The sequence below is a fragment of the Blastomonas sp. CCH1-A6 genome (assembly GCF_001556365.1).
Taxonomy (GTDB): Bacteria; Pseudomonadota; Alphaproteobacteria; order Sphingomonadales; family Sphingomonadaceae; genus Blastomonas; species Blastomonas ursincola.
This window is the reverse complement of record NZ_LSIS01000076.1, coordinates 22,023-43,137: the sequence shown is the minus strand read 5'-3', so window position 1 is coordinate 43,137 and position 21,115 is coordinate 22,023. Positions and strand designations below refer to the sequence as shown.

Here is a 21,115-nt window from a genome sequence, read left to right as displayed (position 1 = left end):
GCCGACCACAATCCGCACCTCATCGAAACCCCCGGCTGTCACTGCCTGGGCAGTGCGGCGGATCATCGGCACGCCATCGAGCGGCGCAAGCAGCTTGGCCCCACCAAAGCGACGGCCTGCACCTGCGGCCAGGATGACCGCGCACCAGCCGAACAGCGCCATCGCGCGCGCGGCGATCAGGCTTTGGCCTGATCGCGCAGTGGCAGGGTGCGAATGCGCTTGCCGGTCGCGGCGAACAGCGCATTGGCGAGCGCGGGCGTCGCGGGCGGCAGCCCGGGCTCGCCGATGCCGCCGATCTTCGCGCCGCTTTCGATGAAATGCACATCGATCTGCGGCGGCGCATCGGCCAGCCTGATCAGCTCGTAATCGTTGAAGTTGCTCTGCACCACCGCGCCCTTGTCGAGCGTGATCTCTTCTCCGATCGCAGAGGAAAGACCCATGATCAGCCCGCCCGCAATCTGCGCCTCGGCGTTGAGCGGGTTCACCGTCGTGCCGCAATCGACCACCGCCCAGGCCTTGAGCACCTTGGGACGGCCATCTTCCTTGACCGTCGCCTCGACCACCTCGGCGACGATGGTGCCGAAGCTCTCGACGATCGCGATGCCGCGCCCAGTGCCTTCGGGCAGCGGCGTGCCCCAGCCCGAACGCTTGGCGACCATGTCGAGCACCGCGCGGTGGCGCGATCCTTCGGCCAGGTGCTTGCGGCGGAACTGGTACGGGTCCTCGCCCGCCGCCTTCGCCAGCTCGTCGATGAAGCTTTCGTTGTAGAAGCCGAACTGGGTCGAATTGACCGAGCGCCAGGGCCCATCATTCTGGTTCGACTGATATTTGAAATGGCGGCGCGATACGGCGGGAATGTCGTAGATGAATGTCACCTCGCCCTCGGCGGTGTCGCTCTGGACATAATCGGCCTGCCATGCCGTGATCTTGCCGTCCTCGCCCAGCGATGCCTTGAACTGGCTCGACGATTGCGGGCGATAGGTGCCGTGGCGCACCTCCTCCTCGCGGCTCCAGACCAGCTTGACCGGATAGGGCACCTGCTTGGCGATGACCGCCACCTGGTCGATGATCTCGGTGACATTGGGGAAGCGCCGACCGAAGCCGCCACCCATGATCATCGGGTTGAACGCGACATCGTCGATGCCCAGCCCGGCGGCCTTGGCAGCGCGATCGCGTGTGGTCAGCGGGTCCTGCAGGCCGCCCCAGAGCGTCAGCTTTCCGTTCTTGTAATGGCCGGTCAGCGCGAACGGCTCCATCATCGCATGGTGCAGGAAGGGCACGCGGTAATCGGCGGTGACGAGCTTCGCCCCCGGCGCCTTGAACGCTGCGTCGACATCGCCATCGCCCGCCTCGCCCTCGGGCTCACCGGTCTGGCGCAGCTTGACCTGCGCGGCATGGATCGTCTCGCTGGTCAGATTGCCATGCCCGCCATCGGAGAATTTGGGGGTCAGTGCCTGCAGGCCCTTGAGCGCCTGCCAATAGCGCTTGGCGACGACGACAACGGCGTCTTCGAGCTTGATCACCTTCTCGACGCCGGCCACGGCCAGCGCGGGCTTTTCATCGACCGAAACCAGCTTGCCACCGCGCACCGGCGCTGCAGCAATGGTGGCGACGCGCATGTCAGGGAGCACCAGATCGATACCGTATTTGGCGCTGCCATCCACCTTGGCGGGAATGTCGATGCGCGGAACGGGCTTGCCGATCAGCTTGTAGTCCTTGGCCGACTTGAGTTCGGGCGAGCCGGTCAGCGAGCGCTCCGCTGCACCGGCGGCCAGTTCGCCATAGCGCAGCGACTTGCCCGACTTGGCGTGGATGACCTTGCTGTCTGCCGTGGTCAACTCGCTCGCCGGAACGCCGAGCCGGTCGGCGGCTTCCTCGATCAGCGCAAGGCGCACCGAAGCACCGACCACGCGCATGCCGACCTGTCCCGTAAAGCGCACCGCCGACGAGCCGCCGGTGATCTGCAGCGGCATCGAGCGCGCGAGCATCGCCATGACCGCATTGGGCAGCGCGTTGATCACGCCCGGCATCGACGAATCGCTGAGCAGGAAACCGCGGCCCAGCGCGGCATTGGCAAAGGACAGGTCCGCCGGGGCCTGCTCGACCTTCACCATGGACCAGTCGGCATCGAGCTCGTCGGCGAGCATCTGCCCCATCGCGGTGTGCGTGCCCTGGCCGAAATCGATATGCGGCGAGTAGACGGTGACCGTGTCGTCCTCGGCGATCTTCATCCAGCTGAGGAAATTGTAGTCGTTGCCCGTCTCGGTCAGCGCCTTGGCGCGGGCATTGGCCGAACGATCCGACCAGTATACGCCAAACACGCCGCCGCCGACCAGCAGCGCGCCGCCGACCAGAAACGCGCGGCGCACGATGCCGCGCTTCTTCTTCACCGGTGCTGCCGGCTCCATCACGTCCATATCGGGATTGGGATTGTCCGCCATCATGCCTCTCCCATCGCCGGTGCAGTCGCAGGCGCGCTCGTGGCAGCGGCAGCCTTGCCGGTCGCGGCGAGGATTGCCTTGCGGATGCGCGGATAGGTGCCGCAGCGGCAGATATTGGTCATTGCCTCGTCGATCTGTTCGTCGCTCGGGCTGCCGGTGCGCTCGATCAGCGCCACCGCCGCCATGATCTGGCCCGACTGGCAATAGCCGCATTGCGGCACCTGCGCCTCGATCCAGGCCTGCTGCACCGCATGCAGCGTGCCATCGGCCCCTTTCAGCCCCTCGATGGTGGTGACCGACTTGCCCGCCATGTCGGCGAGCGGCACGCTGCACGAGCGCGTCAGTTCACCATCGACATGCACCGAGCACGCGCCGCAGGCGGCGATGCCGCAGCCGAATTTGGTGCCGGTCAGCGCGAGCTCCTCGCGCAGCACCCAGAGCAGAGGCGTATCGGCCTCCGCCTCGACGCTGACCGGTTTGCCGTTCACCTTGAAGTCGATCGCCACGCGCGTGCTCCCCCGATTATTGCTGCGATGTTGCATAGCAGCAAGGCCGGGGGAACGGCAAACGAAACGCGCGGAAAATCGGGCCTGGGCAGCGCAAAAATCAGGGGATCCTGGTCTTCCCGTCTGCGGTCAGCTCGACCAGCCCCATCGCGTTTCCGGCAGGGTCGGTGAACAGGCCGAGCACGACCACACCGGGCACCTCGAATCGCGGCGCGACGGTCTTGCCGCCATGCGCCTCGATCTCTGCCAGCGTTGCGGCGACATCGGTCACGCCGATATAGATCACCTTCTGCGCGGGGTCGGTGCGCAGCGTTCCGGGGAGCACGGGGCCGCTCACCGGCACCGCGACGACGCCGCCCGGGCCGGCGGTCCAGCCGAACACCTTTTCGTAAAAAGCGGCCTGTCCGGCATCGGCGGGACCGGCGATATCGAAATAGACGATGGGAGCGGGCATACGCCTGGGTGCCTCCTGTGCTGCGGCATTGGCAGGAAGCAGGGCAGCGGCGAGCGCACTCGCGAGTACGAAGCGGAACGGAAAACGAGAAACGATCATGCCATCACCTCCTGGTGGCTGGGGTCTGCCACGGCCCGCCCGGCCTGGCTTGAAAAAACCGGCGCGCGCGGCGCCATGGTCGGCGCGGTGTCGAGCCCTTCGGCCTCGCGCCGCTTCTGATAGGCCGAGGGCGGCATGCCGGCGAGCAGGCGGAACTCGCGCGCCAAATGCGCCTGATCGGCAAAGCCGAAGGCAGCAGCGGTATCGGCGAGCGTTTCGCGGCCCTGCTGGAAGCTGGGATCGCCAAGCACCGCCGAGAGCCGGTGCAACCGCAGCCAGTATTTGGGCGAGCAGCCGATCATCCGGGCGAAATGGCGGCGCATGTCGCGGTCGGTCCAGCCGAGCAGCTGGCTGAGCTGCTCGGCGCGCCAGGGTTCGGCAGGCGCGACGCGCAGCCCGGCAGGCGGCGGCGGCAAGCGCCGGGCCAGCCAGGCCTGCAACAGATCGATCCGCGCAGCAGGGTGGCTCTGCTCGCCAAGCCGGTCGCGCAGGGCTCGGAAGTCCGGACCAATCACATCCTCGGCCAGAACCGGCGGCGCGCCATCGCCCAGCGGCAGCGGCCCGAATAGCAGGATGGCGGCGTCAGGGTGCAGGCGCGCAGCAACGAACCGCGTTACCCCCAGCGAGCGAGAAAAGCGCGGGCCGGTCTGGATCGGCGTGATCCATCCGCCCGCAAAGCCCGTCGCGCGCTCGCCAGCGCTCCAATCGTGGCCGTCGCCCAGGCTGATCACCAGTTCGACATAGGGCTTGGGAATGGCGGCGGCCTCGCCCAGCAAATGCCCCTCCAGATGCCAGAACGCCTTGACCGCCCAGCTGAGCGCCCGATCCGGCTGCCGTTCGAAATATGCGATCATCGCCTGCACCCCAGGGAAGCGGACAGCTTGCCATGTGCTCGCGCGGCGTCAAGGAGGCAGGCCATGCGGTGCCAGCTGCGCATCCTTCGCCATGCGCAGCGCGTATCGACTTGATACACCCCTCTCTCTTCTCTTCCGCCCGATCAGGGTCCATAGGCTGGCGATGGAACAGACCACCCGACTTTATGCTGATCTGCAGCGCCGCCCCAACGGCGATAGCGGCTGGAGCGAAATCTACGACCGGTTCGTCGCCCGGCTGACTGCACTCGAGGCGGGCCGCTCCGCGCCGAGCGCAGGCGCACGCTTTCCCGATCTGCAGCTTCCCGACCATCACGGGCAGTATCAGAGCCTGCAGGCCCTGCAGGGCAACCGCCCGATGATCGTCAGCTTCGTGCGCGGCGGCTGGTGCCCCTATTGCCGGGGCGAGCTGGAACAATGGCGCGAGCAGATGCCGGCACTGGCGGCGGCGGGCGGCAGGCTGGTCGTCGTGGTCGGCGAAATTGCAGGTGGCGCGGACCGCATCCACGCGATGCTCGGCGGCGAAGCGGTCGTGCTGTGCGATATCGACCATGGCGCCGCGCTCGACCTTGGCCTGGCATATCATGCTGGGGCCGATCTGCTGCAGCGCTACCACGACGCCGGGCTCGACCTTACCGATGTCTATGGCACGGCCAGCGGCATTCTCCCCATACCCGCAACCTTCCTGATCGATTCCCGCGGTCTGGTGCGAGAGGCATGCGTCGATCCAGACTTCCGCGTCCGCGCCGATCCGGCAGCGATGGTGGTGGCGCTGACTCAGCTGTGATGCGCCGTTTGTGGCGGCTTTCCGCCGCTTCATGCACAACGCGTATCGAATCCATACCCGCCTGATACGTTCACGGCGACAAGGCCTCCGGCGATAAACGGTCATCCGAACGCGGCATCCTCCGCGTCGGGCCGGAGACCGATCATGGCCCCTGAAAGCCTCACCGTTGCCGAACGCTCCCTCGCTTGCGCTCCGGACGAATGGGGTCGATTGATGGCGGCGGCGCTGGCGGGCCACAAGGGCGCGTACAACCGGCTGCTTGGCGAGATCCAGCCCTGGCTCGAGCGCTATTTCATGCGGCGCCTGCCGATGAGCATCGCCGAGGACCTGGCCCAGGAATGCCTGATCGCGGTGCACCAGAAGCGCCACACCTACGAGCCCGGTCGCCCCTTCCGTCCCTGGCTGGCGACGATCGCGCGCTACAAGTGGATCGACCGGCTGCGCGCCATGGGACGCAGGCCCACGGTGTCGATCGAGGACGAGCTGGTCGAGCCGCAGGTCGACGATCACGAGTTCAGCGTCACCAGCGCGATCGTGCTGGAGGAATTACTCTCCCGCCTGCGTCCGGCCCAGACCGCAGTCATCCGCCTGGTCAAGCTCAAGGGCTACAGCATCGAGGAAGCCGCCGCGATGACCGGCCAGTCGGAATCGCTGGTCAAGGTCAACATCCATCGCGGTCTTGCCAGGCTGGCGGGTTATGCCGCCGCGCCTGCAGAGTGACGGGTCGTGACGATCATCCGCTCACAGCGCGAAACAGGCGAGGTCGTCCGCGACCACCATCGGCCCCTTATAATGCTGACGGATCGCCGCCTCGCCCTCCTGCTGGCGCACCAGCGCGCGCTGCATGTTGTGCGACAGGACCAGCAGTTTCGGATCGATCGCCGCGGCCATCTCGCCAATTGATCCAGGCGGACGGTGCAGCCCGCGCGGCTGTCCCTCGCCTTCGGGAATGACATTGTGTGCAACCAGAATGTCGGGTCTGCGCCCCGCGAGCGCGTCGACAAAGCCTTGGCTCATCGCATTCTGATCGCCCGCAAAGACGATGGTCCGCCCGCGTATCTCGACCAGATAGGCGAGCGCCGGGACCACGCCGTGCTCGACCGGAACGGCGGTGACCTTCACCTGCCGCGCTACATCCTCGAACACAAGCGTCGCGCCATCGGGTGACGCCTCGACCGGCAGCAGCCTCACCTTGCCCTCGCTCCCGTCGAGATAGCCCGACAGATAGCGATAGGCCCCCGCCTGCGGATCGAACAGCGCGCGCAAGTGATCGCGCATGCCCGGAAAATAGTCGCTGCCCACCGGACCGATGACCGGCAGATCGGCCGTCCGGTCGGAAAAGCCCCCGCTGTTGAGGATCGCGTCGAGATCGGCGGCATGATCGGCATGAAAATGCGTGATCGCAATGGCTAGATGGTCCTCGAAGCGCGCCCCTGCCTCTCCATAGCGCACAAAGGCGCCGCTGCCCGCATCGATCAGCAGCACCGCCTTGCCATCGAGCCAGAGCAGCGCGGACGATCCGGCGCGCGAGCCTTCGGCAATCGGGCCGCCAGACCCGAGGATCTGCATGGCGACCGGGCTGTTGCACGCAGCCTTGGCGGGCGGCACGGCCAGCAGCCAGGCTACGCCCAGGAGCGCGAATTGCCAGTAACCAGATCGCTTCATCCGACTATCCCCTGGGCAAGAACACGCATGCGGCAGCCTGGCCATCGGGGTTTCGGGGGGAACGGTGTGGCCGAAGCTGCCGCATGATGGTCCGTAACTTGCCAACGGGCCATGCCGCTGTTTTCGTTGATGTCACGAACAAGGTTACGCGATTAGCGGACCAATACAGCAAATCGGCTCATCAAAATTGTAACCGCTTCGGCCCCAATTGCGAAACAGACCGCATGGCAACTGCCGTGGCGCGCATCCGCATTTCAGCGATGCCTTTTGGACCCAGCATAATCTCATGAACCAGGCCGCACTCATCCAGGCGCTTTGCGACGACCTGACTCCGGTGACCCCCGCAAGCCCGAGCGAGACAATCGTCAGGGGCGCGCTGATCGGCGGCAGCGCGGCGCTGCTTGCCGTGCTCGCGATCTGGGGCGTGCAGCCCGGCATCGATCATGGCTCGACGCTCTGCGCATTCCTGCTGAAGGCTGGCGCGATGATGGCGCTCGCGGCCATCGCATTGCGCAGCCTGGCGGCACTCGCGCGACCGGCTGCCGTGCCTGTCGCGCTGTGGCCCGGGCTGGCGGTCATCACCGCCGTGCTGGGGTTCGTCGCGCTGGGCCAGATGCTCGTAGCGCATGAATCGGGCGCAGAACAACTGATGTTCGGCGAGAGCTGGCAAGCCTGCCCCTGGCGGATAGTCGGCCTCTCGCTGCCGCTGCTCGGCGGCATATTCCGGTCGCTGCGCCAGCAGGCACCGGTGCATCTGCGGCGGGCCGGCGCGATCGCCGGGCTGCTTTCGGGGTCGATCGCCGCCGCGGTCTATGCGCTGGCGTGCACCGAACAATCGGCCGCTTTCGTGCTGTGCTGGTATGGCCTCGGCATCGCGCTGGCGATATTGCTCGGCGCGGTGAGCGCTCCGCGACTTTTGCGATGGTGACCGGGCTGGGACTGTAACCGATCAGCGCGTCTCCGCGAACGGAAGAGTGCCAGACAGGCACCGCAACGACCCATTCCCGGAGACACGATCATGAATAGCGCTCAAAAGACCATCAGCCTTGCTGCCACCGCCGCGATGCTGGCCGTGACAGGCCTCAGCATCAGCGCCCATGCCGCCGAAAAGGCCAAGCCCAAGGACCTGGTGCACTGCTATGGCATCAACACTTGCAAGGGCACATCGGACTGCGCCACCGCCAAGACCTCGTGCAAGGGCCAGAACTCGTGCAAGGGCAGCGGGTTCATCTCGACCACGGCCAAGGAATGCGCCGCCAAGGGTGGCAGCCTGACCGAACCCAAGTAATCGCGCCGCTCGACTGAGACAGGCCCGGCTCCGCAAAGGCGAGGCCGGGCATTGTCTGCCCAGCCGTGCGCTGCAGGCCAAGTTGCCTAACGGAAAGCCCCGTCCATGCCCCAGCCCTCGCTTCCCCGATTTGCAGGCTTTGGCCTGGGCATGCGCACCGAGCATTACGACGCCTATCTGAGCGGCACCGCGCCGGCCGATTTCGTCGAGATCATCTCGGAAAATTTCATGGGCGAAGGCGGCCGCCCGCTGCACCTGCTCGAACGGGTGCGCCAGAACTATCCCGTCGCGATGCATGGCGTCTCGATGTCGATCGGGTCTGCCGACGGCCTCAGGGCCGATTATCTCGCCCGGCTGAAGCGATTGGCCGACCGCATCGAGCCGCTCTGGGTGTCGGATCACCTGTGCTGGACCGGCGTCGATGGCTTCAATTCGCACGACCTGCTTCCCCTGCCCTATACCCGCGAAGCGCTCGAAACCGCCGCGCGCAATATCGCGCTGGCACAGGACCTGCTCGATCGGCCGCTGCTCATCGAGAACCCGTCGAGCTATATCCATTTTGCCGATGACGCGATGGCAGAATGGGAGTTCCTGGCCGAGCTTACACGCCGAACCGGCTGCTATCTGCTGCTCGACATCAACAACATCTATGTCAGCGCCACCAATCACGGCTTCGATCCGCTCGCCTATCTGGCCGGCATCCCGCTCGAACGCGTACGCCAGGTCCATCTCGCCGGGCACAGCGCCGGGCAGGACGGCCTGCTGATCGATACGCACGACCATCCCGTTCCTGATCCGGTCTGGGCGCTTTACGCTCAAGCGATGCCCATGCTCGGCAAGGTGGCCGTGATGATCGAGCGCGACGACGATATTCCGCCGCTGGAGACGCTGCTGGACGAACTGGCCCTGGCGCGGCGGCTGGCCAAACCCGGCGAAAGCCTGGCAGCATGACCCTGCACGATCTTCAAAGCGAGTTCTGCTCGTTCCTGCGCAGCGACAGGGCGACCCCGCTCGCGAGCGTCGCTCCGGCCGCCCAACGGGGTCTCGGCGTCTATCATTTCGCGCATCGCGCGACGCTGGGCGCCGCGCTGCGCGACGTGTTCGAGCGAACGCACGCATGGCTGGGCGATGCGCGCTTCGAACAGGCGGCCGACCGCCATATCGCGCTTCATCCGCCGTCGAGCTGGACGCTGGCCGATTATGGCGCGGGCTTCGACGAGACGCTCTCCGCGCTTTATCCCGACCATCCCGAAGTCGCCGAGCTCGCCTGGCTCGACTGGACGCTGCGCGCTGCCTTCAACGGCCCCGACAGCCCGGAACTGGACCTTGCCGGGCTGGCCGAGGTCGATTGGGACCGCGCGCGGCTTGTGATCAACCCCACGCTGGCAAGCCGCCCGATCGTCACCAATGTCGCGCTGATCTGGCAAGCGCTCGACGATGGCGAGGCCGACCCGCCACCGGCCGATCGGCTGCCGAGCGAAGCGGTGCTGACCGTCTGGCGGCAGGGCCTGGTGCCGCGCTTTCAGACGATCGAATTTGTCGAGCTCGATGCGCTGGGGCTGGCGATGCGGGGCGAGAGCTTCGGCGCGATCTGTGCCATGCTCGCCAAGAGCTCCGCAGGAAGCGAAGCGGCAGCGGCGCAGGCAGGTGCGATGCTGCAACGCTGGATTTCCGAGGCAGTACTCGTCGCGCTGACGTGACCAGCGCGCTTGCCATGACCGCAGGGCATGAAACCCATGCACGCTGCCACCATTTGCAAACGCGGCGACAGGGTGCATGATCCCGCGGATGACCCTCACCCCTCAGCCCGACCGCGATCCCTGCCCTGCCGCGCATGACCCATGGGAACAGCCGACCAATGATCTTGTCGCGCGGCTGTGCCAGTCGGGCGCCGGTTCGCGGGCCCCCCGCATCGGCGATCGCTTCGCCGATTTCGCGCTGCCCGATTCCCACGGGCATCATGTCACGCTGCCCCAGCTACTCGATCGGGGGCCCCTGGTGCTCAGCTTCCTGAGAGGGCGCTGGTGCCCGTTCTGCGCGCGCGAGCTCAGCACCTGGCACGACGCGATGCCCCGACTCGAGGCCGCAGGGGGCAGGTTCGTAGCGATCAGCGCCGAGACCGGCGGCCGGGCAGAGGAGTTCCGGCGGGAGATCGCGCCCGGAGCGACAATGTTGTGCGATGTCGATCACGGCCTCGCCCTGCTGCTGGGGCTGGCATTTCCGATCGGGGCGGATCTGAACCGGCGCTATGCCGATGCCGGACTCGATCTCGGCGCGATCTATGGCAATTCCGGCCAGCTGCTGCCGATCACCGCGACCTATGTCATCGATCGCAGCGGCATCGTTCGCTTCGCCAATATCGATCCCGATTTCCGTCGGCGCGCCGACCCCAATGCCGTGATTGCGGTCGTCGAGGCCCTGAGCCGGTCGGGCGGGTAAGCGCGCTCAGCCCCAGGCCCGGGCGCGGATCGCCCGCACCAGCGCATCGGTCGCCACCGATCGCTTGCGGCCAGATACGGTCGCAAAAACGGTCGTGCGCGTCATGACAACGCCCTGGACTGCGACCGGCCTGACCCGATCCGGCAAGGCCAGGCCTGCCGGCACCCAGGCGCAGCCCAGCCCGTTGGCGACCAGATCCACCACATCGCCCTCGAGATTGGCGCTATGGCGGAATTCCGGACGCAATCCGGCCTCCGCGCACAAGGCGGTAAACTCAGCCGCGACATGCGCGTCGCCGTCGATCCAGGCGAGCGCCGCCAGTTCGGGCAGCTCGACGGCGGGCTGCTGCGCCACCGGGCAATCGATCGGGGCAACAGCGGTGAGCTCCTGGCGGGACAGCACGATGGTGTCCAGGCGCTCGGGCGGATCGCCGGGCTCGGGCAACACGGCAGCATCGACCTCGCCCTTCAACAGGCTCTGCAACAGGCTGGCGGCATCCGCCTTGAGCAGCGACAGCTGAAAGCCGGGCAGCCCCTCCATCACCTGTGCCAGCGCCTTGCCCAGCTGTTCGGAAACCGCCCCGGACACCCCGAGCGTCACCGGGGCATGTACCTGCCTGCCGATGCCCCGCGCGAGCAGCTTGGCCGCCTGCGCCGCGTCATAGGTGCGCTGCAGATGCGGCACCATCTGCCGCCCCAGTTCGGTCAGATGCGTCAGCGACCGTTCGCGCCGGAACAGCTGCCCGCCGAATTCCTCTTCCAGCTTCTGGATGGCACGCGTGAGCGAAGGCTGAGTGACATTGCACTCCTCCGCCGCGCGCGTGAAATTGAGCGTCCGCGCCGCCGCCAGAAAATATCGGACCTGATGCATTTCCATCAAAGGCGCTCCGGGCGGTACAGCCAGAAAATCCCCGTTTTCCGCCGGACAACCCCTGACTTTCGCAGCAAGTGGCACAGTGATCTAACGATAAACAGGCGTCAATTGTGACGATCTGACTATCATTTAGTCCGTAATCGAATTAATTTGCCCTCAAGCCCTTATCCGCGCTTTCTGCATGGCGAGACCCGATGGCCGATATCGCAATCTGGATGAAAAGCTTCGCCGCCGTGACCGATGCAGGCAGCTTTTCCACCGCTGCGGCGCGGATAGGCAGCAGCCAGTCGACCCTGTCGAAACACGTCGCCGCGCTCGAGGCGCATCTCAAGACACGGCTGTTCAACCGGACCACGCGATCGCTGACGCTGACCACCGATGGCGCGCGCTTTTACGAAAAGGCGATGAGCGCGCTGGATACGATCGAAGCGGCCGAAGCATCGGTCGGGCTCGAGGGGGAAGCAGAGGGCATCGTCCGCGTGACCGCGCCGCTGACGCTGGCCGAGAGCCGCCTTATCGCGATGCTGACGCGGTTCATGGCGGAAAATCCCAGGATCGAGATCGATTTCACCGCCTCGGACCATGCGCTCAATCTGGTTGCGGACAATCTCGACCTGGCGGTGCGCGTCGGCCAGCTCGCCGATAGTCGTCTCATCGCCCGCAGGATCGGCGTGGCGCGGCGCATCGCGGTCGCCGCGCCCGGCTATCTCGCGCGGGCCGGCCGCCCGCAATGCCCGGCCGATCTCGCGCAGCACCAGTGCATCGTCTACTCGCTGCTGGGCACCGGATCGCGCTGGGCGTTCGAGGATGGGTCGTCGGTCGAGATCCATGGCAGCTTCCGCGCCGACAGCCCGCATCTCGTGCGCGCTGCCGCTGTCGCCGGACTGGGTGTCGCGGTGAATGCGCGCTGGCTGTTCGAGGATGCGATTGCGGCGGGGCAACTCGAACATATCCTGATCGAGCATGAACCCGTGCGCATGCCGATCCATATCGTGTTGCCCCCGGGCCGCTATGTCCCGGCGCGCACGCGCAGCCTGATCGATTTCCTGAGCCGCGCCTTTGCAGCGGACCCCTTGCTTGCCCCCGATTCTCCAGCCTAGCCTGCGGCCTGAGGCATCGCCCGGCCCGCCCGGGACCAGGCGAACACCGGCCTTCATGCCGGAACACCCAGCGCGTCCGCCAGCACGGCATTGAAGGCACCCGGCTGCTCGAAATAGGGCGAATGTCCCGCCCCGGGCATGACGACTTCACGCGCCCCCGCCGTTGCCAGCATGCCGGTGAGGCTGTCGGGTGGCCAGATCGGATCGCAGGCACCCATGATCAGCGTTGCCGGCGCAGCGAATTCGGCAAGCCGGCCAGGCGCGATCAGCACCTCGGGCGCGAACAGGCGCTGCCCCCAGGCCGGATCCAGCGGCGCATTGGCCGCCGCGATATGACGATAGAGCAAGGCCTTGGCCGGTTGGTCGATTTCGAACTGCGGCTGCAATCCCAGCGCCGCTGGGCCCCGTTCGTCCATGTGCGCTGTCGCCTCGCGAAAGGCCGCAAGCCCGGGCGGATGGGCAATCCCCGCCAGGGTGCAGCACAACACCAGCGCGTTCACCAGATCGGGCCGCGACAGGGCCAGGCGCAGGCCGGCCCAGCCGCCGAGCGACTGGCACACCAGATCTATGCGCGTAAGCCCGAGCGCTTCGCACACGCCGGCGGCGCCTTGTACCATCGCCGCGACCGGATCGCTGTCGGGCGATGGCAGATCGGATCGGCCGAAGCCCGGCAAATCGATCGCAACCACATGACGGTGCGGCGCAAAATGATCGAACTGCTGCCACCAGCCTGCGCTGTTGCCGCCCGCCCCGTGGATGAACAACAGGCTGGGCCTGTCGGCTCGCATCCGCCCCGCAGCAATCCAGGCGATTCCGTTGGTCGTGCCTGACGCCCGCATGTTCAACGCGCCCTTTGCAGCGAGAGGCCGGGAGCCTTGGGCCGGATGACACCGATCACGTCTTCGGCAGCACGGCGCATTTGCATATCGCCCTCCAAATCGTCACGATAGCGGTCAGCGGCACGTCATCGGCCGCAATCCCATAAGTTTACGGGATTGTAGCAGTCATTACAAGGATCGCCATGGCCAATCGTCAGGACCAGCGCGAGAAAGTGATCCAGATGCTGGCGGATCATCTGCTGACAGCCGGCCTGGCGCAAACCAGCCTCAGGCAGCTGGCGGCTGCGTGCGGCACCAGCGACCGGATGCTGCTCTATTATTTCGCCGACAAGGCAGAAATCATGACCCTGGTGCTTGGGCGAGTCGCCGAGCAGTTTTCGAGCGCGCTAGACCAGGCGCTGCCGCCCGAGCGGCTACCGCCGCATGTGCTGCTGCAACAGGCGAGTGCGCTGGTGCGCACGCCCGCCATGCGCCCGACCATGCGATTGTGGCTGGACATGGTAGCGGCAGCAGCACGGCAGGAGCAGCCGTTCCCCGCCATCGCCACGGCGATCCTGCATCAGCTGATGGCCTGGATAGAGGCCAGGTTGGAAGGTCCCCCGGGTCCGGCCAGACGCCAGCGCGCCGCATTCCTGCTCGCCCTGATCGATGGCATCGCGATTTTCGACATGACCAGCGGCGAGGCCGAAGCCGACGCCGTCGAACAGGCGCTGACCGATATTCTGCTACCATGATGCACGGCGGTGTAACCCGCCTTCCCTCCGCATCGAATTCGATGTAGCAACTATTACAAGATCCGTTGACAGGCATTCGAGAGCATTTGTTCATGACCGAGACCCAGCACCGCCGCTGGTTGAAATTCACCGCCCTCGCCGTGGCCATATTCGGCCCGATCTTCGCGACCGGTACGATGGAGAGCATCGCGGCGCCAGCGCGCTGGTCGCTCGACATTCTCGCCTGGCCAATCGACGGCGCGCAGGATTTTGCCGCGCCGACCACGCGCTTTCTCTCCGCGCTCACCGGCGGATTTCTCCTCGGCTGGGGCGTGATGATCTGGTTCCTCGCCACGCGCGTCCACCGGCACGCTCCGGAGCCGGTCCGCCAGGCGGTGCTGGCGGGACTGCTCGGCTGGTTCCTGCTCGACAGCACAGGCTCGATTGCGTCGGGCCAGCCGATCAACGCGCTCTTCAACGTGGCCGTACTGCTGATCCTGGTCGGCCCGCTCTGGTTGCCCGCTAAGGAAGCATGATGTCGATGTCCCCGCTGCCGCTTGACCACCTGACCATCTTGAGCCGCGATGCCGAAGCAAGCGCGGCCTGGTATGGCGCGGTGCTGCCGTGGCTCGGTTTCGAGCGCGCCAAGCCCGGCATCTGGCACAATGCCAATGGCTTGTACCTGCAGTTTCGCACGGCCAAGGCGGAAACGCGCCCCTATGAACGCTATGGAGCGGGACTCAACCATCTGGGCTTCACCGCGCCCGATCCCGGTTTCGTCGAAGCCCTGGCCGCGCACATGACCAATCTGGGCCACGAGGCACGGTTGCAGCGGTTCGGCGACGGCATCGTCGCGCTGTTCATGCCCGATCCTGACGGTCTGCGCGTCGAGGTTTCGTGGTATCCCGAAGGCGTTCCGCCGGTGGATTGAGCCTGCCGCTTCCGGCAGTGGCCCATCCAACGGTGCCCGACCGGCAATTTACGGGAGCAGCAGCGTCGAGCCAGTGGTCGCGCGGTTTTCCAGGTCGCGATGCGCCTGTTCGGCCTGATCGAGCGGATAGGTCTGACCGATGGTCACCTTGACCTTGCCTACACGGATCATCTGCCACAGCCGCGCCGCACCCGCCTCGCGCTCGGCCGGATCGGCATAATAATCGAACAGCGTCGGCCGGGTGCTGTAGAGCGATCCCTTGGCAGCCAGAATGCCGAGATTGACGCCGGTCACCGGCGCACTTGCATTGCCGTAGGAAACGATCAGTCCGCGCCGTCCCGTGCTGTCCAGCGAGGCTTCCCAGGTATCTAGCCCCACGCCGTCAAAGACCACGCGCACGCCCGCACCGCCGGTCAGCTCGCGCACGCGGCGCGCCGTATCCTCGCGAGTATAGATGACGATATGGTCGGCGCCTGCCCCGCGCGCGAGTGCTGCCTTTTCATCGCTGCTGACGGTACCGATCACGGTCGCGCCGACGGCCTTCAGCCATTGCACCAGCAGCAGCCCGACCCCGCCCGCCGCGGCATGGACCAGCACCGCCTGGCCCGGCTCGACCCGCGCGCAGCGTTCGACCAGGAATTCGGTGGTGCACCCCTTGAGAAGCGCGGCGGCGGCGACATCGTCCGAGATATCCTCGGGCAACCTGAACAGGCTGGCGGCGGGGAGGTTGCGGATATCGGCATAGGCCCCGCGCGCCGGACCGAAGGTCGCCACGCGATCACCGACGCTCAGCCCCTCGACCCCCTCGCCGACCGCCTCGACGATGCCGGCAGCTTCAAGGCCCAGGCCGCCAGGAAGATCGACGGGGTAGATCCCGCGCCGGTGATAGGTATCGATATAATTGAGCCCGACCGCGGTCTGGCGCAGCGTCACCTCGCCGGGTCCTGGAGCGGAAAGCTCGACCGTCTGCCACTCGATCACCTCGGGGCCACCATTGGACCGGATTATCGCCTGGCGTGCCTGCATCGTTCTGCTCCATCCCATTTGTCGCTGTCTGACGTCCAGCGTTGACCGATCGCCCTTGCCTTCGCAAGAGGCTCGCCCCTGCCCTACGCCATGCCCATGCTCCTGTCATCGGCTTCAAGCTCTGGGACAGGGGAAGATGGATGCGAAATGGTCAGCCCGGTGCGCCCCCTACTGCCTGATACAGGCCGACCAGTGTCGTCAGTTCGTCAGCCTTGGTCTGGATCAGCGACAGATCGACTCCCAGCAGCGCGCGCTGCGCATCCACCTGCTCGATATAGGCGGTATAGCCGGCCCGGTATCGGTTGGAAGCGTGGCGCAGCGCATCTGCCACGGCGACCCGCTGGGCGCGCAGGGACGTTTCCTGTTCGGTCAAATTGGCGAGCACCGCCATCCGATCCTCGACCTCGCGAAACGCGTTGAGCGCCGCCGAGCGATAGGCCCAGGCGGCCTGATCGCGCTGCGCGGTCGCGCCGTCGAGCTGCGCGGCGAGCCGGCCGCCCTGGAAGATCGGCGCGAGGATGCTGCCGCCGAGCGACCACAGGCTGATCGGGTCGGCGAGCAGGTCCGAAATCGCGAGGCCTGCGCTCGCGCCCAGATTGATCGAGGGCATGAACTGCGCACGCGCGGCCCGCATCTGCGCGTCCGCTGCGGCGATGCGATATTCGGCGGCCGCAATATCGGGGCGGCGGCGAAGAAGCTCGGCAGGCAGGGTCGCGGGCGCCGCCGGCTGGCGCAGGGCATCGAGCGTCCCGCCGCGCGCGATCGCCCCGGGCAGCTCGCCCGTCAGCACCGCGAGCGCATTTTCCTGCCGTGCGATCTGCGCCTTGAGCTGCGGCACCAGCTGGACCGCAGCCTGATATTCAGCCTCGGCCTGGCGCAGTTCGAGCTGCGAGGTATAGCCGACCTCGGCGCGGTCGCGTGCGAACTTGAGCGCCTGCTGCCGCGCTGCCACCGTCTCGTCGAGCACCACCAGGCGCGCATCGAGCGCGAGCAGCGTGATGTATCCCGTTGCGGTGGCTGCGGCGACCGAAAGCCGTGCCGCCTCCTCGCTGGCCTCGCTCGCAGCGACATTGGCACGCGCCGCATCGACCCTCGCGGCATTCTTCCCGAAAAGATCGAGCTCGTAGCTCGCCCGGAACGCCGGTTGCGCGGCGACCGAGTTCAATCCCTGCCCGAAGGGCGAGACTTCGCGCCGCGCCGCACCATCCACGCCCAGGCCCAGCGAGGGGAGCAGCAGCCCGCGCGAGCCGCGCTCGGTGGCGCGGGCTTCCTCGACCCGCGCTGCGGCGATCTGGACATCAGGATTGTTGGCGCGGGCCTTTTCGACCAGCGCGGACAGCTGCGGATCGCCAAAGGCCTGCCACCATTGCGCCTCGACCGGAGCGGAGACGCCAAGATCGGTGCGCCAGGCGACCGGCGCGACGACCGACGCACCCTGCGGCGCGTCTTGCAGCGCGGGGGCGCAGGCGGAGAGCAGCAGCGCACCAGTAAGCGCGGCGATGAGAGGGCTGCGCATCGGCCTTACTCCCCGGTGTGCACGGTGGCGACCACGGACATGCCGGGACCAAGCCGTCGGGCGATCTTCTGACCGCGATCAAGCACGATGCGCACGGCTATTCGCTGCGGCACCTTGACGAAATTGCCTGCGCCGGTGTCGGGCTTGACGATGCTGAACTCGCTGCTGGCTGCGGGCGCGATGCTCTGGACCCGTCCGGTAAGCTTTGCCCCGCCCAGCGCATCGACCTCGAGCGTCGCGCGCTGGCCGACCGCCATCTTTTCGGTCTGCGCCTCCTTGAAATTGGCGACGACCCACAGTTCGTCGGGCACGATGTACATCAGCTGCGTGCCCGCACTGACCAGCTGGCCTTCGCGCGCGGTGATCTCGCTCAGCCGACCCGACCGCGGCGCGCGGATTTCGGTGCGCGAGAGCTCGAACGCGGCCAGATCGCGCGAGGCTTCGGCGCCCAGTACCTGCGCCTCGAGCGCACCCCGGCCCACGCGGACCGAACGCACATTCTCGGCCGCGATCGCGCGCTGCGCCTGGGCCTGGCGCACGCCAGCCTGCGACTGCCGCAGTGCTGCCAGCGCCTGATCGCGCTCGCGCAGGGAGACCGACCCTTCGTCGACCAGCTCGTTGATCCGGTTCATGTCGGCCTGCGCCTTCTGATAGCCGGCCTGCGCGCTCGCCACGGCGGCGTCCTGAAGCTGCAGCTGGGCCTGGGCCGAGCGCAGGCTCTGCTCGCTATTGGCCAGATTGGCCTTTTGCGCGGCGATATTGGCCGCGCCCTGCTGCACCTTTTCGCGGAAGGGTGTGGCATCGATGCGGGCGAGCAATTGGCCCTTTTCCACCTTCTGGAAATCGGCGACGCGGACCTCGACCAGATAACCTGCGACCTGCGGGCTGACGATGGTCGTGCGCCCGCGCACATAGGCGTTGTTGGTGGTCTGGTCGCCCCCGGCAAAGGGCGGCAATCCCCAGGAGAATAGCGCGACGAGCACGCCGATCACGATCAGCACGCTGGCAACCAGCACGCGCTGGCGCGACAGTTGCGGCGACCAGCCCTTTTCAGGCGGTGCAGGTGCGGCCGTGCTGCTCGATGCTTCGGTGGTGGCGGCTTGCGGGTTGGTGGATGTCATGGCTCGTTCCTTGCGCGCATGGCCTCGATAAAGGCGAGTTCCTTGGCGAGCGGGTTGCGCCCGCGAATCTTGTTGATCACCCAAGGCACGAACAGCGCGACGAAGGTGATCGCCGAGAGCGTGCCGATGAGGAAGAAGACGTCGTTGAATGCGAGCACCGCGGCCTCGCGCCCGATCTGCGCGGAGATGCTGGCCGAGGTCGCCTGCTGCACCAGCGCCGGATCCTGCTGAAGCGGGACCGTGCGCTGCGCAGCGTTCGAAAAGGCCTGCGAGAGCTGGGCGTTGCTCATCGCCAGCGTCGTTCCGGCATCGATCAGATGCGTCTTCAGCCGAAATGTGTGGAAGGCCGACAGCAGCGCGATCCCCGCCAGGCCGCCGACCGATTGCGACAGCGAGAAGATGGCGATGAAGCTGATGATCATGTTCTGACCCGCCGCCAGCGCGCGCAGCATGCCCTGCATCAGCACCGGCCCCATGGCGAACACCGCGGCAAAGGCGATTGCCGCTTGCGACAGATACAGGTCCTGCGGGCGGCTCATGACGCCGGTGCGGGTATCGGCAAAGGCGGCGACGCCGATGACCAGCACGGCAAACAGCACCGGACGGGTGAGGTCCTTGGGGTCGAGCCGGATCACCGACAGCAGCATGCCCGCGACCGTCGCACCGGTGAGCACCCAGAAATAGCCGGTCAGCTGCTCGTTGCCATAGCCGAGCGCGGTGAACATGCCGCTCGCGCCGAAACCCTGCTCGGCCACCAGGATGCGCACGGTCGCGCCGATCGCCGCGATGCTCAGGATCGCGCGGCTCGACAGCCAGCTCAGATCGAGCATCGGGCTCTTGCGATTGGCTTCGATCAGCAGACAACCGCCCAGGCCGATGACCGCCAGTGCCACCGCATAGCCGAGCCAGGGCGCATCCCACCACACGATGCGACCAAGGATCAGGAATGCGCATAGCGAGGCGACGCCCAGCACGAACAGCGCCATGCTGGGAATGTCGAGCTTCTCGAAGGTCAGCTTGCGGACCCCCGGTGGCAGGCGCAGCAGATAGACAAAGGCGAGCCCGAGCAGCGACAGCGCGAACTGGAACTGGAAGACATGCGCCATGTCGCCATCGACGAGCAGCGCGGGCGAGAGCGCCCGGGTGAGCGGAAAGGCGATCTGGGTCAGGCCGAGCGAGAGCACGAGGCCGACGGTGCGCATCGCCGCCGGAAGCCCCTGCATCAGATAATAGATGGTGAGCGCCGACAGCCCGCTCGCGGCGATTCCGGCCACCGCGCGCGCGGCCAGTTCGGCATGATAGCCCGGGCCGATCAGCTGCACGAAATTGGCAAGCACCAGCCCCGCCATCGCCCATCGGACGAAGAGCTGGATGCCGAATTCCTGCCGGACGCGGAACAGCAGCATGCTCATCGTGGCATAGGTCGCGTAGAACGCCACCGTCATCCAGCCCGCCTCGACCGGGGTCAGCGCGAACTCGGCCTGCAGCGCGGGCGTGTTCGCCAGCAGAAAGCCGTTCTGCGCGCCGCCGACCAGGCCGATGAACACGCCGATGGCCAGATAGGCGGCCTTTCTTCGGGGCGGATGATCGGGATTGGCAGGCGATCCGGGCAGGATCGGCATCTCGTGCGGCTTGAACGCATAGCCGTCGGCCTTGTCGATCAGGGGACGCGGGGGCTCAGCCACAGTCGAGCACCTCGTCGATCAGCACCAGCTCGAGCGCGTCGCCGAACCTTTGGTCGTCCTCCATGCCCTCGACCAGTCTCGTCAGCCGCTCGCGCCGGGCGACGCTGCTGGCTGCCGCATAGATGAAGTTGGCGACCCTGAACTCGAGATGGAGCGTCGGCCTTGCCAGCGACTGCGCAGCAGCGCGCGCCAGATCGTAGAAGCGCTGATGGAGCGGAGCGGACAGTTCGCGCAGCAGCCAGTCCGATCGATCCGAGTCGACCGTGATATCGCGCAGAATGAGACGCGGGACTTCCGGATGGGCCAACAGATGCGCGATATACGCGGCCATGATCCTGCGCAGCCGCGCGGCAGGTGAGGAGCCGCCCTCCCCGCTTTCGGCCGCGCTCAGCGCATCGAACAATTGGGCCGCCGCGCTTGCAACAAGCGCCTTCCACAGCCCCAGCTTTCCGCCGAAATGATAGGATATCAGCGCGACATCCGCCCCGGCATCGGCCGCGATCAGGCGCAGCGGCGTGGCCTCATAGCCCTTGGCGGCAAAGTGCGTCCTTGCCGCCTCGAGCAGGGCGGCGCCGACTTCTCGCCCATTGTCTCGTGGGCGTCCGGGATTCTTGCGATCTGCCATGTGCCATCCATGCGTTCGGCACGACACGGCCGAGCTAATTCAACGTCTGTTGAATACGTTGCCGATGAGGTCGGGTTCCGAGCACGAAGAGAAAATATAACATGGATTAATCGCAACTGCGGTTTTGGTTGCCAC

General features: G+C 66.6%; 24 protein-coding genes. 11 read left to right on the top strand and 13 right to left on the bottom strand.

All coding sequences use genetic code 11. The features are described from left to right. The 5 genes from AX735_RS26635 to AX735_RS03630 all read right to left on the bottom strand — a co-directional run. On the bottom strand, positions 1 to 162 hold a 162-nt coding region (locus tag AX735_RS26635; RefSeq protein WP_156447403.1), incomplete at its 3' end, for an NTP transferase domain-containing protein. A gap of 14 nt (positions 163 to 176) precedes the next feature. Next, on the bottom strand, positions 177 to 2,444 hold the full coding sequence (locus AX735_RS03645) for a molybdopterin cofactor-binding domain-containing protein (RefSeq protein WP_066275720.1): 2,268 nt from the start codon (positions 2,442 to 2,444) through the stop codon (positions 177 to 179). Then, complete coding sequence (locus tag AX735_RS03640; protein WP_231750005.1) at positions 2,441 to 2,947, bottom strand: (2Fe-2S)-binding protein; 507 nt, start codon at positions 2,945 to 2,947, stop codon at positions 2,441 to 2,443. The genes AX735_RS03645 and AX735_RS03640 overlap by 4 nt, the downstream gene beginning before the upstream one ends. 100 nt (positions 2,948 to 3,047) lie before the next feature. After that, positions 3,048 to 3,500 carry a VOC family protein gene (locus AX735_RS03635; RefSeq protein WP_137775584.1) on the bottom strand — a complete coding sequence of 151 codons (453 nt, stop codon included), beginning with the start codon at positions 3,498 to 3,500 and terminating at the stop codon, positions 3,048 to 3,050. Beyond that, positions 3,497 to 4,354: a helix-turn-helix domain-containing protein gene (locus tag AX735_RS03630; protein ID WP_066275707.1), complete on the bottom strand. Its 858-nt coding sequence runs from the start codon at positions 4,352 to 4,354 to the stop codon at positions 3,497 to 3,499. The genes AX735_RS03635 and AX735_RS03630 overlap by 4 nt, the downstream gene beginning before the upstream one ends. 163 nt (positions 4,355 to 4,517) lie before the next feature. Here AX735_RS03630 and AX735_RS03625 point away from each other — a divergent pair, with 163 nt between their 5' ends. Further along, on the top strand, positions 4,518 to 5,159 hold the full coding sequence (locus AX735_RS03625) for a peroxiredoxin-like family protein (protein ID WP_066275702.1): 642 nt from the start codon (positions 4,518 to 4,520) through the stop codon (positions 5,157 to 5,159). 144 nt (positions 5,160 to 5,303) lie between these two features. Continuing rightward, complete coding sequence (locus AX735_RS03620) at positions 5,304 to 5,879, top strand: sigma-70 family RNA polymerase sigma factor (protein WP_066275697.1); 576 nt, start codon at positions 5,304 to 5,306, stop codon at positions 5,877 to 5,879. A gap of 21 nt (positions 5,880 to 5,900) precedes the next feature. Here the strand turns inward: AX735_RS03620 and AX735_RS03615 are convergent, their stop codons facing one another. Next, positions 5,901 to 6,824: an MBL fold metallo-hydrolase gene (locus AX735_RS03615; protein WP_066275688.1), complete on the bottom strand. Its 924-nt coding sequence runs from the start codon at positions 6,822 to 6,824 to the stop codon at positions 5,901 to 5,903. Between the two features lie 286 nt (positions 6,825 to 7,110). Here AX735_RS03615 and AX735_RS03610 point away from each other — a divergent pair, with 286 nt between their 5' ends. From AX735_RS03610 to AX735_RS03590, 5 genes are all read left to right on the top strand, one after another. Next, on the top strand, positions 7,111 to 7,752 hold the full coding sequence (locus tag AX735_RS03610) for a DUF1109 domain-containing protein (RefSeq protein ID WP_066275686.1): 642 nt from the start codon (positions 7,111 to 7,113) through the stop codon (positions 7,750 to 7,752). 90 nt (positions 7,753 to 7,842) lie between these two features. Then, positions 7,843 to 8,112 (top strand): BufA2 family periplasmic bufferin-type metallophore, encoded by a 270-nt coding sequence (gene bufA2 / locus AX735_RS03605; protein ID WP_060980069.1) that lies wholly within the window; start codon positions 7,843 to 7,845, stop codon positions 8,110 to 8,112. 105 nt (positions 8,113 to 8,217) lie between these two features. Beyond that, complete coding sequence (bufB, locus tag AX735_RS03600; protein ID WP_066275684.1) at positions 8,218 to 9,063, top strand: MNIO family bufferin maturase; 846 nt, start codon at positions 8,218 to 8,220, stop codon at positions 9,061 to 9,063. Beyond that, entirely contained in the window at positions 9,060 to 9,812 is a 753-nt protein-coding gene (locus AX735_RS03595) for an HvfC/BufC N-terminal domain-containing protein (RefSeq protein WP_066275681.1), read from the top strand. Before bufB ends, AX735_RS03595 begins: the two co-directional genes overlap by 4 nt. An 88-nt stretch (positions 9,813 to 9,900) precedes the next feature. Further along, positions 9,901 to 10,551 (top strand): peroxiredoxin-like family protein, encoded by a 651-nt coding sequence (locus AX735_RS03590; RefSeq protein ID WP_171007755.1) that lies wholly within the window; start codon positions 9,901 to 9,903, stop codon positions 10,549 to 10,551. Positions 10,552 to 10,557: 6 nt separating this feature from the next. Here the strand turns inward: AX735_RS03590 and AX735_RS03585 are convergent, their stop codons facing one another. Further along, positions 10,558 to 11,427, bottom strand: coding sequence for a LysR family transcriptional regulator (locus tag AX735_RS03585; RefSeq protein ID WP_066275672.1), 870 nt, complete (start codon positions 11,425 to 11,427; stop codon positions 10,558 to 10,560). A gap of 191 nt (positions 11,428 to 11,618) precedes the next feature. On the opposite strand from AX735_RS03585, the gene AX735_RS03580 reads away from it, so the two are divergent. Further along, complete coding sequence (locus AX735_RS03580) at positions 11,619 to 12,524, top strand: LysR family transcriptional regulator (RefSeq protein ID WP_066275667.1); 906 nt, start codon at positions 11,619 to 11,621, stop codon at positions 12,522 to 12,524. Between the two features lie 53 nt (positions 12,525 to 12,577). Here the strand turns inward: AX735_RS03580 and AX735_RS03575 are convergent, their stop codons facing one another. After that, complete coding sequence (locus AX735_RS03575) at positions 12,578 to 13,363, bottom strand: alpha/beta fold hydrolase (protein WP_082750903.1); 786 nt, start codon at positions 13,361 to 13,363, stop codon at positions 12,578 to 12,580. Between the two features lie 182 nt (positions 13,364 to 13,545). Here AX735_RS03575 and AX735_RS03570 point away from each other — a divergent pair, with 182 nt between their 5' ends. From AX735_RS03570 to AX735_RS03560, 3 genes are all read left to right on the top strand, one after another. Then, positions 13,546 to 14,097: a TetR family transcriptional regulator gene (locus AX735_RS03570; RefSeq protein WP_066275662.1), complete on the top strand. Its 552-nt coding sequence runs from the start codon at positions 13,546 to 13,548 to the stop codon at positions 14,095 to 14,097. 92 nt (positions 14,098 to 14,189) lie between these two features. Then, a complete protein-coding gene (locus tag AX735_RS03565) occupies positions 14,190 to 14,612 on the top strand; it encodes a hypothetical protein (RefSeq protein ID WP_066275659.1) in 423 nt (140 codons plus the stop codon). Next, positions 14,612 to 15,007: a VOC family protein gene (locus AX735_RS03560; protein WP_137775585.1), complete on the top strand. Its 396-nt coding sequence runs from the start codon at positions 14,612 to 14,614 to the stop codon at positions 15,005 to 15,007. The genes AX735_RS03565 and AX735_RS03560 overlap by 1 nt, the downstream gene beginning before the upstream one ends. Before the next feature lie 48 nt (positions 15,008 to 15,055). Here the strand turns inward: AX735_RS03560 and AX735_RS03555 are convergent, their stop codons facing one another. The 5 genes from AX735_RS03555 to AX735_RS03535 form a co-directional block, all read right to left on the bottom strand. Further along, a complete protein-coding gene (locus tag AX735_RS03555) occupies positions 15,056 to 16,033 on the bottom strand; it encodes a quinone oxidoreductase family protein (RefSeq protein ID WP_066275654.1) in 978 nt (325 codons plus the stop codon). Between the two features lie 151 nt (positions 16,034 to 16,184). After that, on the bottom strand, positions 16,185 to 17,549 hold the full coding sequence (locus AX735_RS03550) for an efflux transporter outer membrane subunit (RefSeq protein WP_066275652.1): 1,365 nt from the start codon (positions 17,547 to 17,549) through the stop codon (positions 16,185 to 16,187). Positions 17,550 to 17,554: 5 nt separating this feature from the next. Beyond that, positions 17,555 to 18,670, bottom strand: a complete 1,116-nt coding sequence (locus AX735_RS03545; protein WP_066275651.1) for an HlyD family secretion protein — start codon at positions 18,668 to 18,670, stop codon at positions 17,555 to 17,557. Next, entirely contained in the window at positions 18,667 to 20,355 is a 1,689-nt protein-coding gene (locus AX735_RS03540; RefSeq protein ID WP_231750004.1) for an MFS transporter, read from the bottom strand. Before AX735_RS03540 ends, AX735_RS03545 begins: the two co-directional genes overlap by 4 nt. Beyond that, complete coding sequence (locus AX735_RS03535; RefSeq protein ID WP_066275650.1) at positions 20,348 to 20,980, bottom strand: TetR family transcriptional regulator; 633 nt, start codon at positions 20,978 to 20,980, stop codon at positions 20,348 to 20,350. Before AX735_RS03535 ends, AX735_RS03540 begins: the two co-directional genes overlap by 8 nt. Between the last annotated feature and the right edge of the window lie 135 nt (positions 20,981 to 21,115).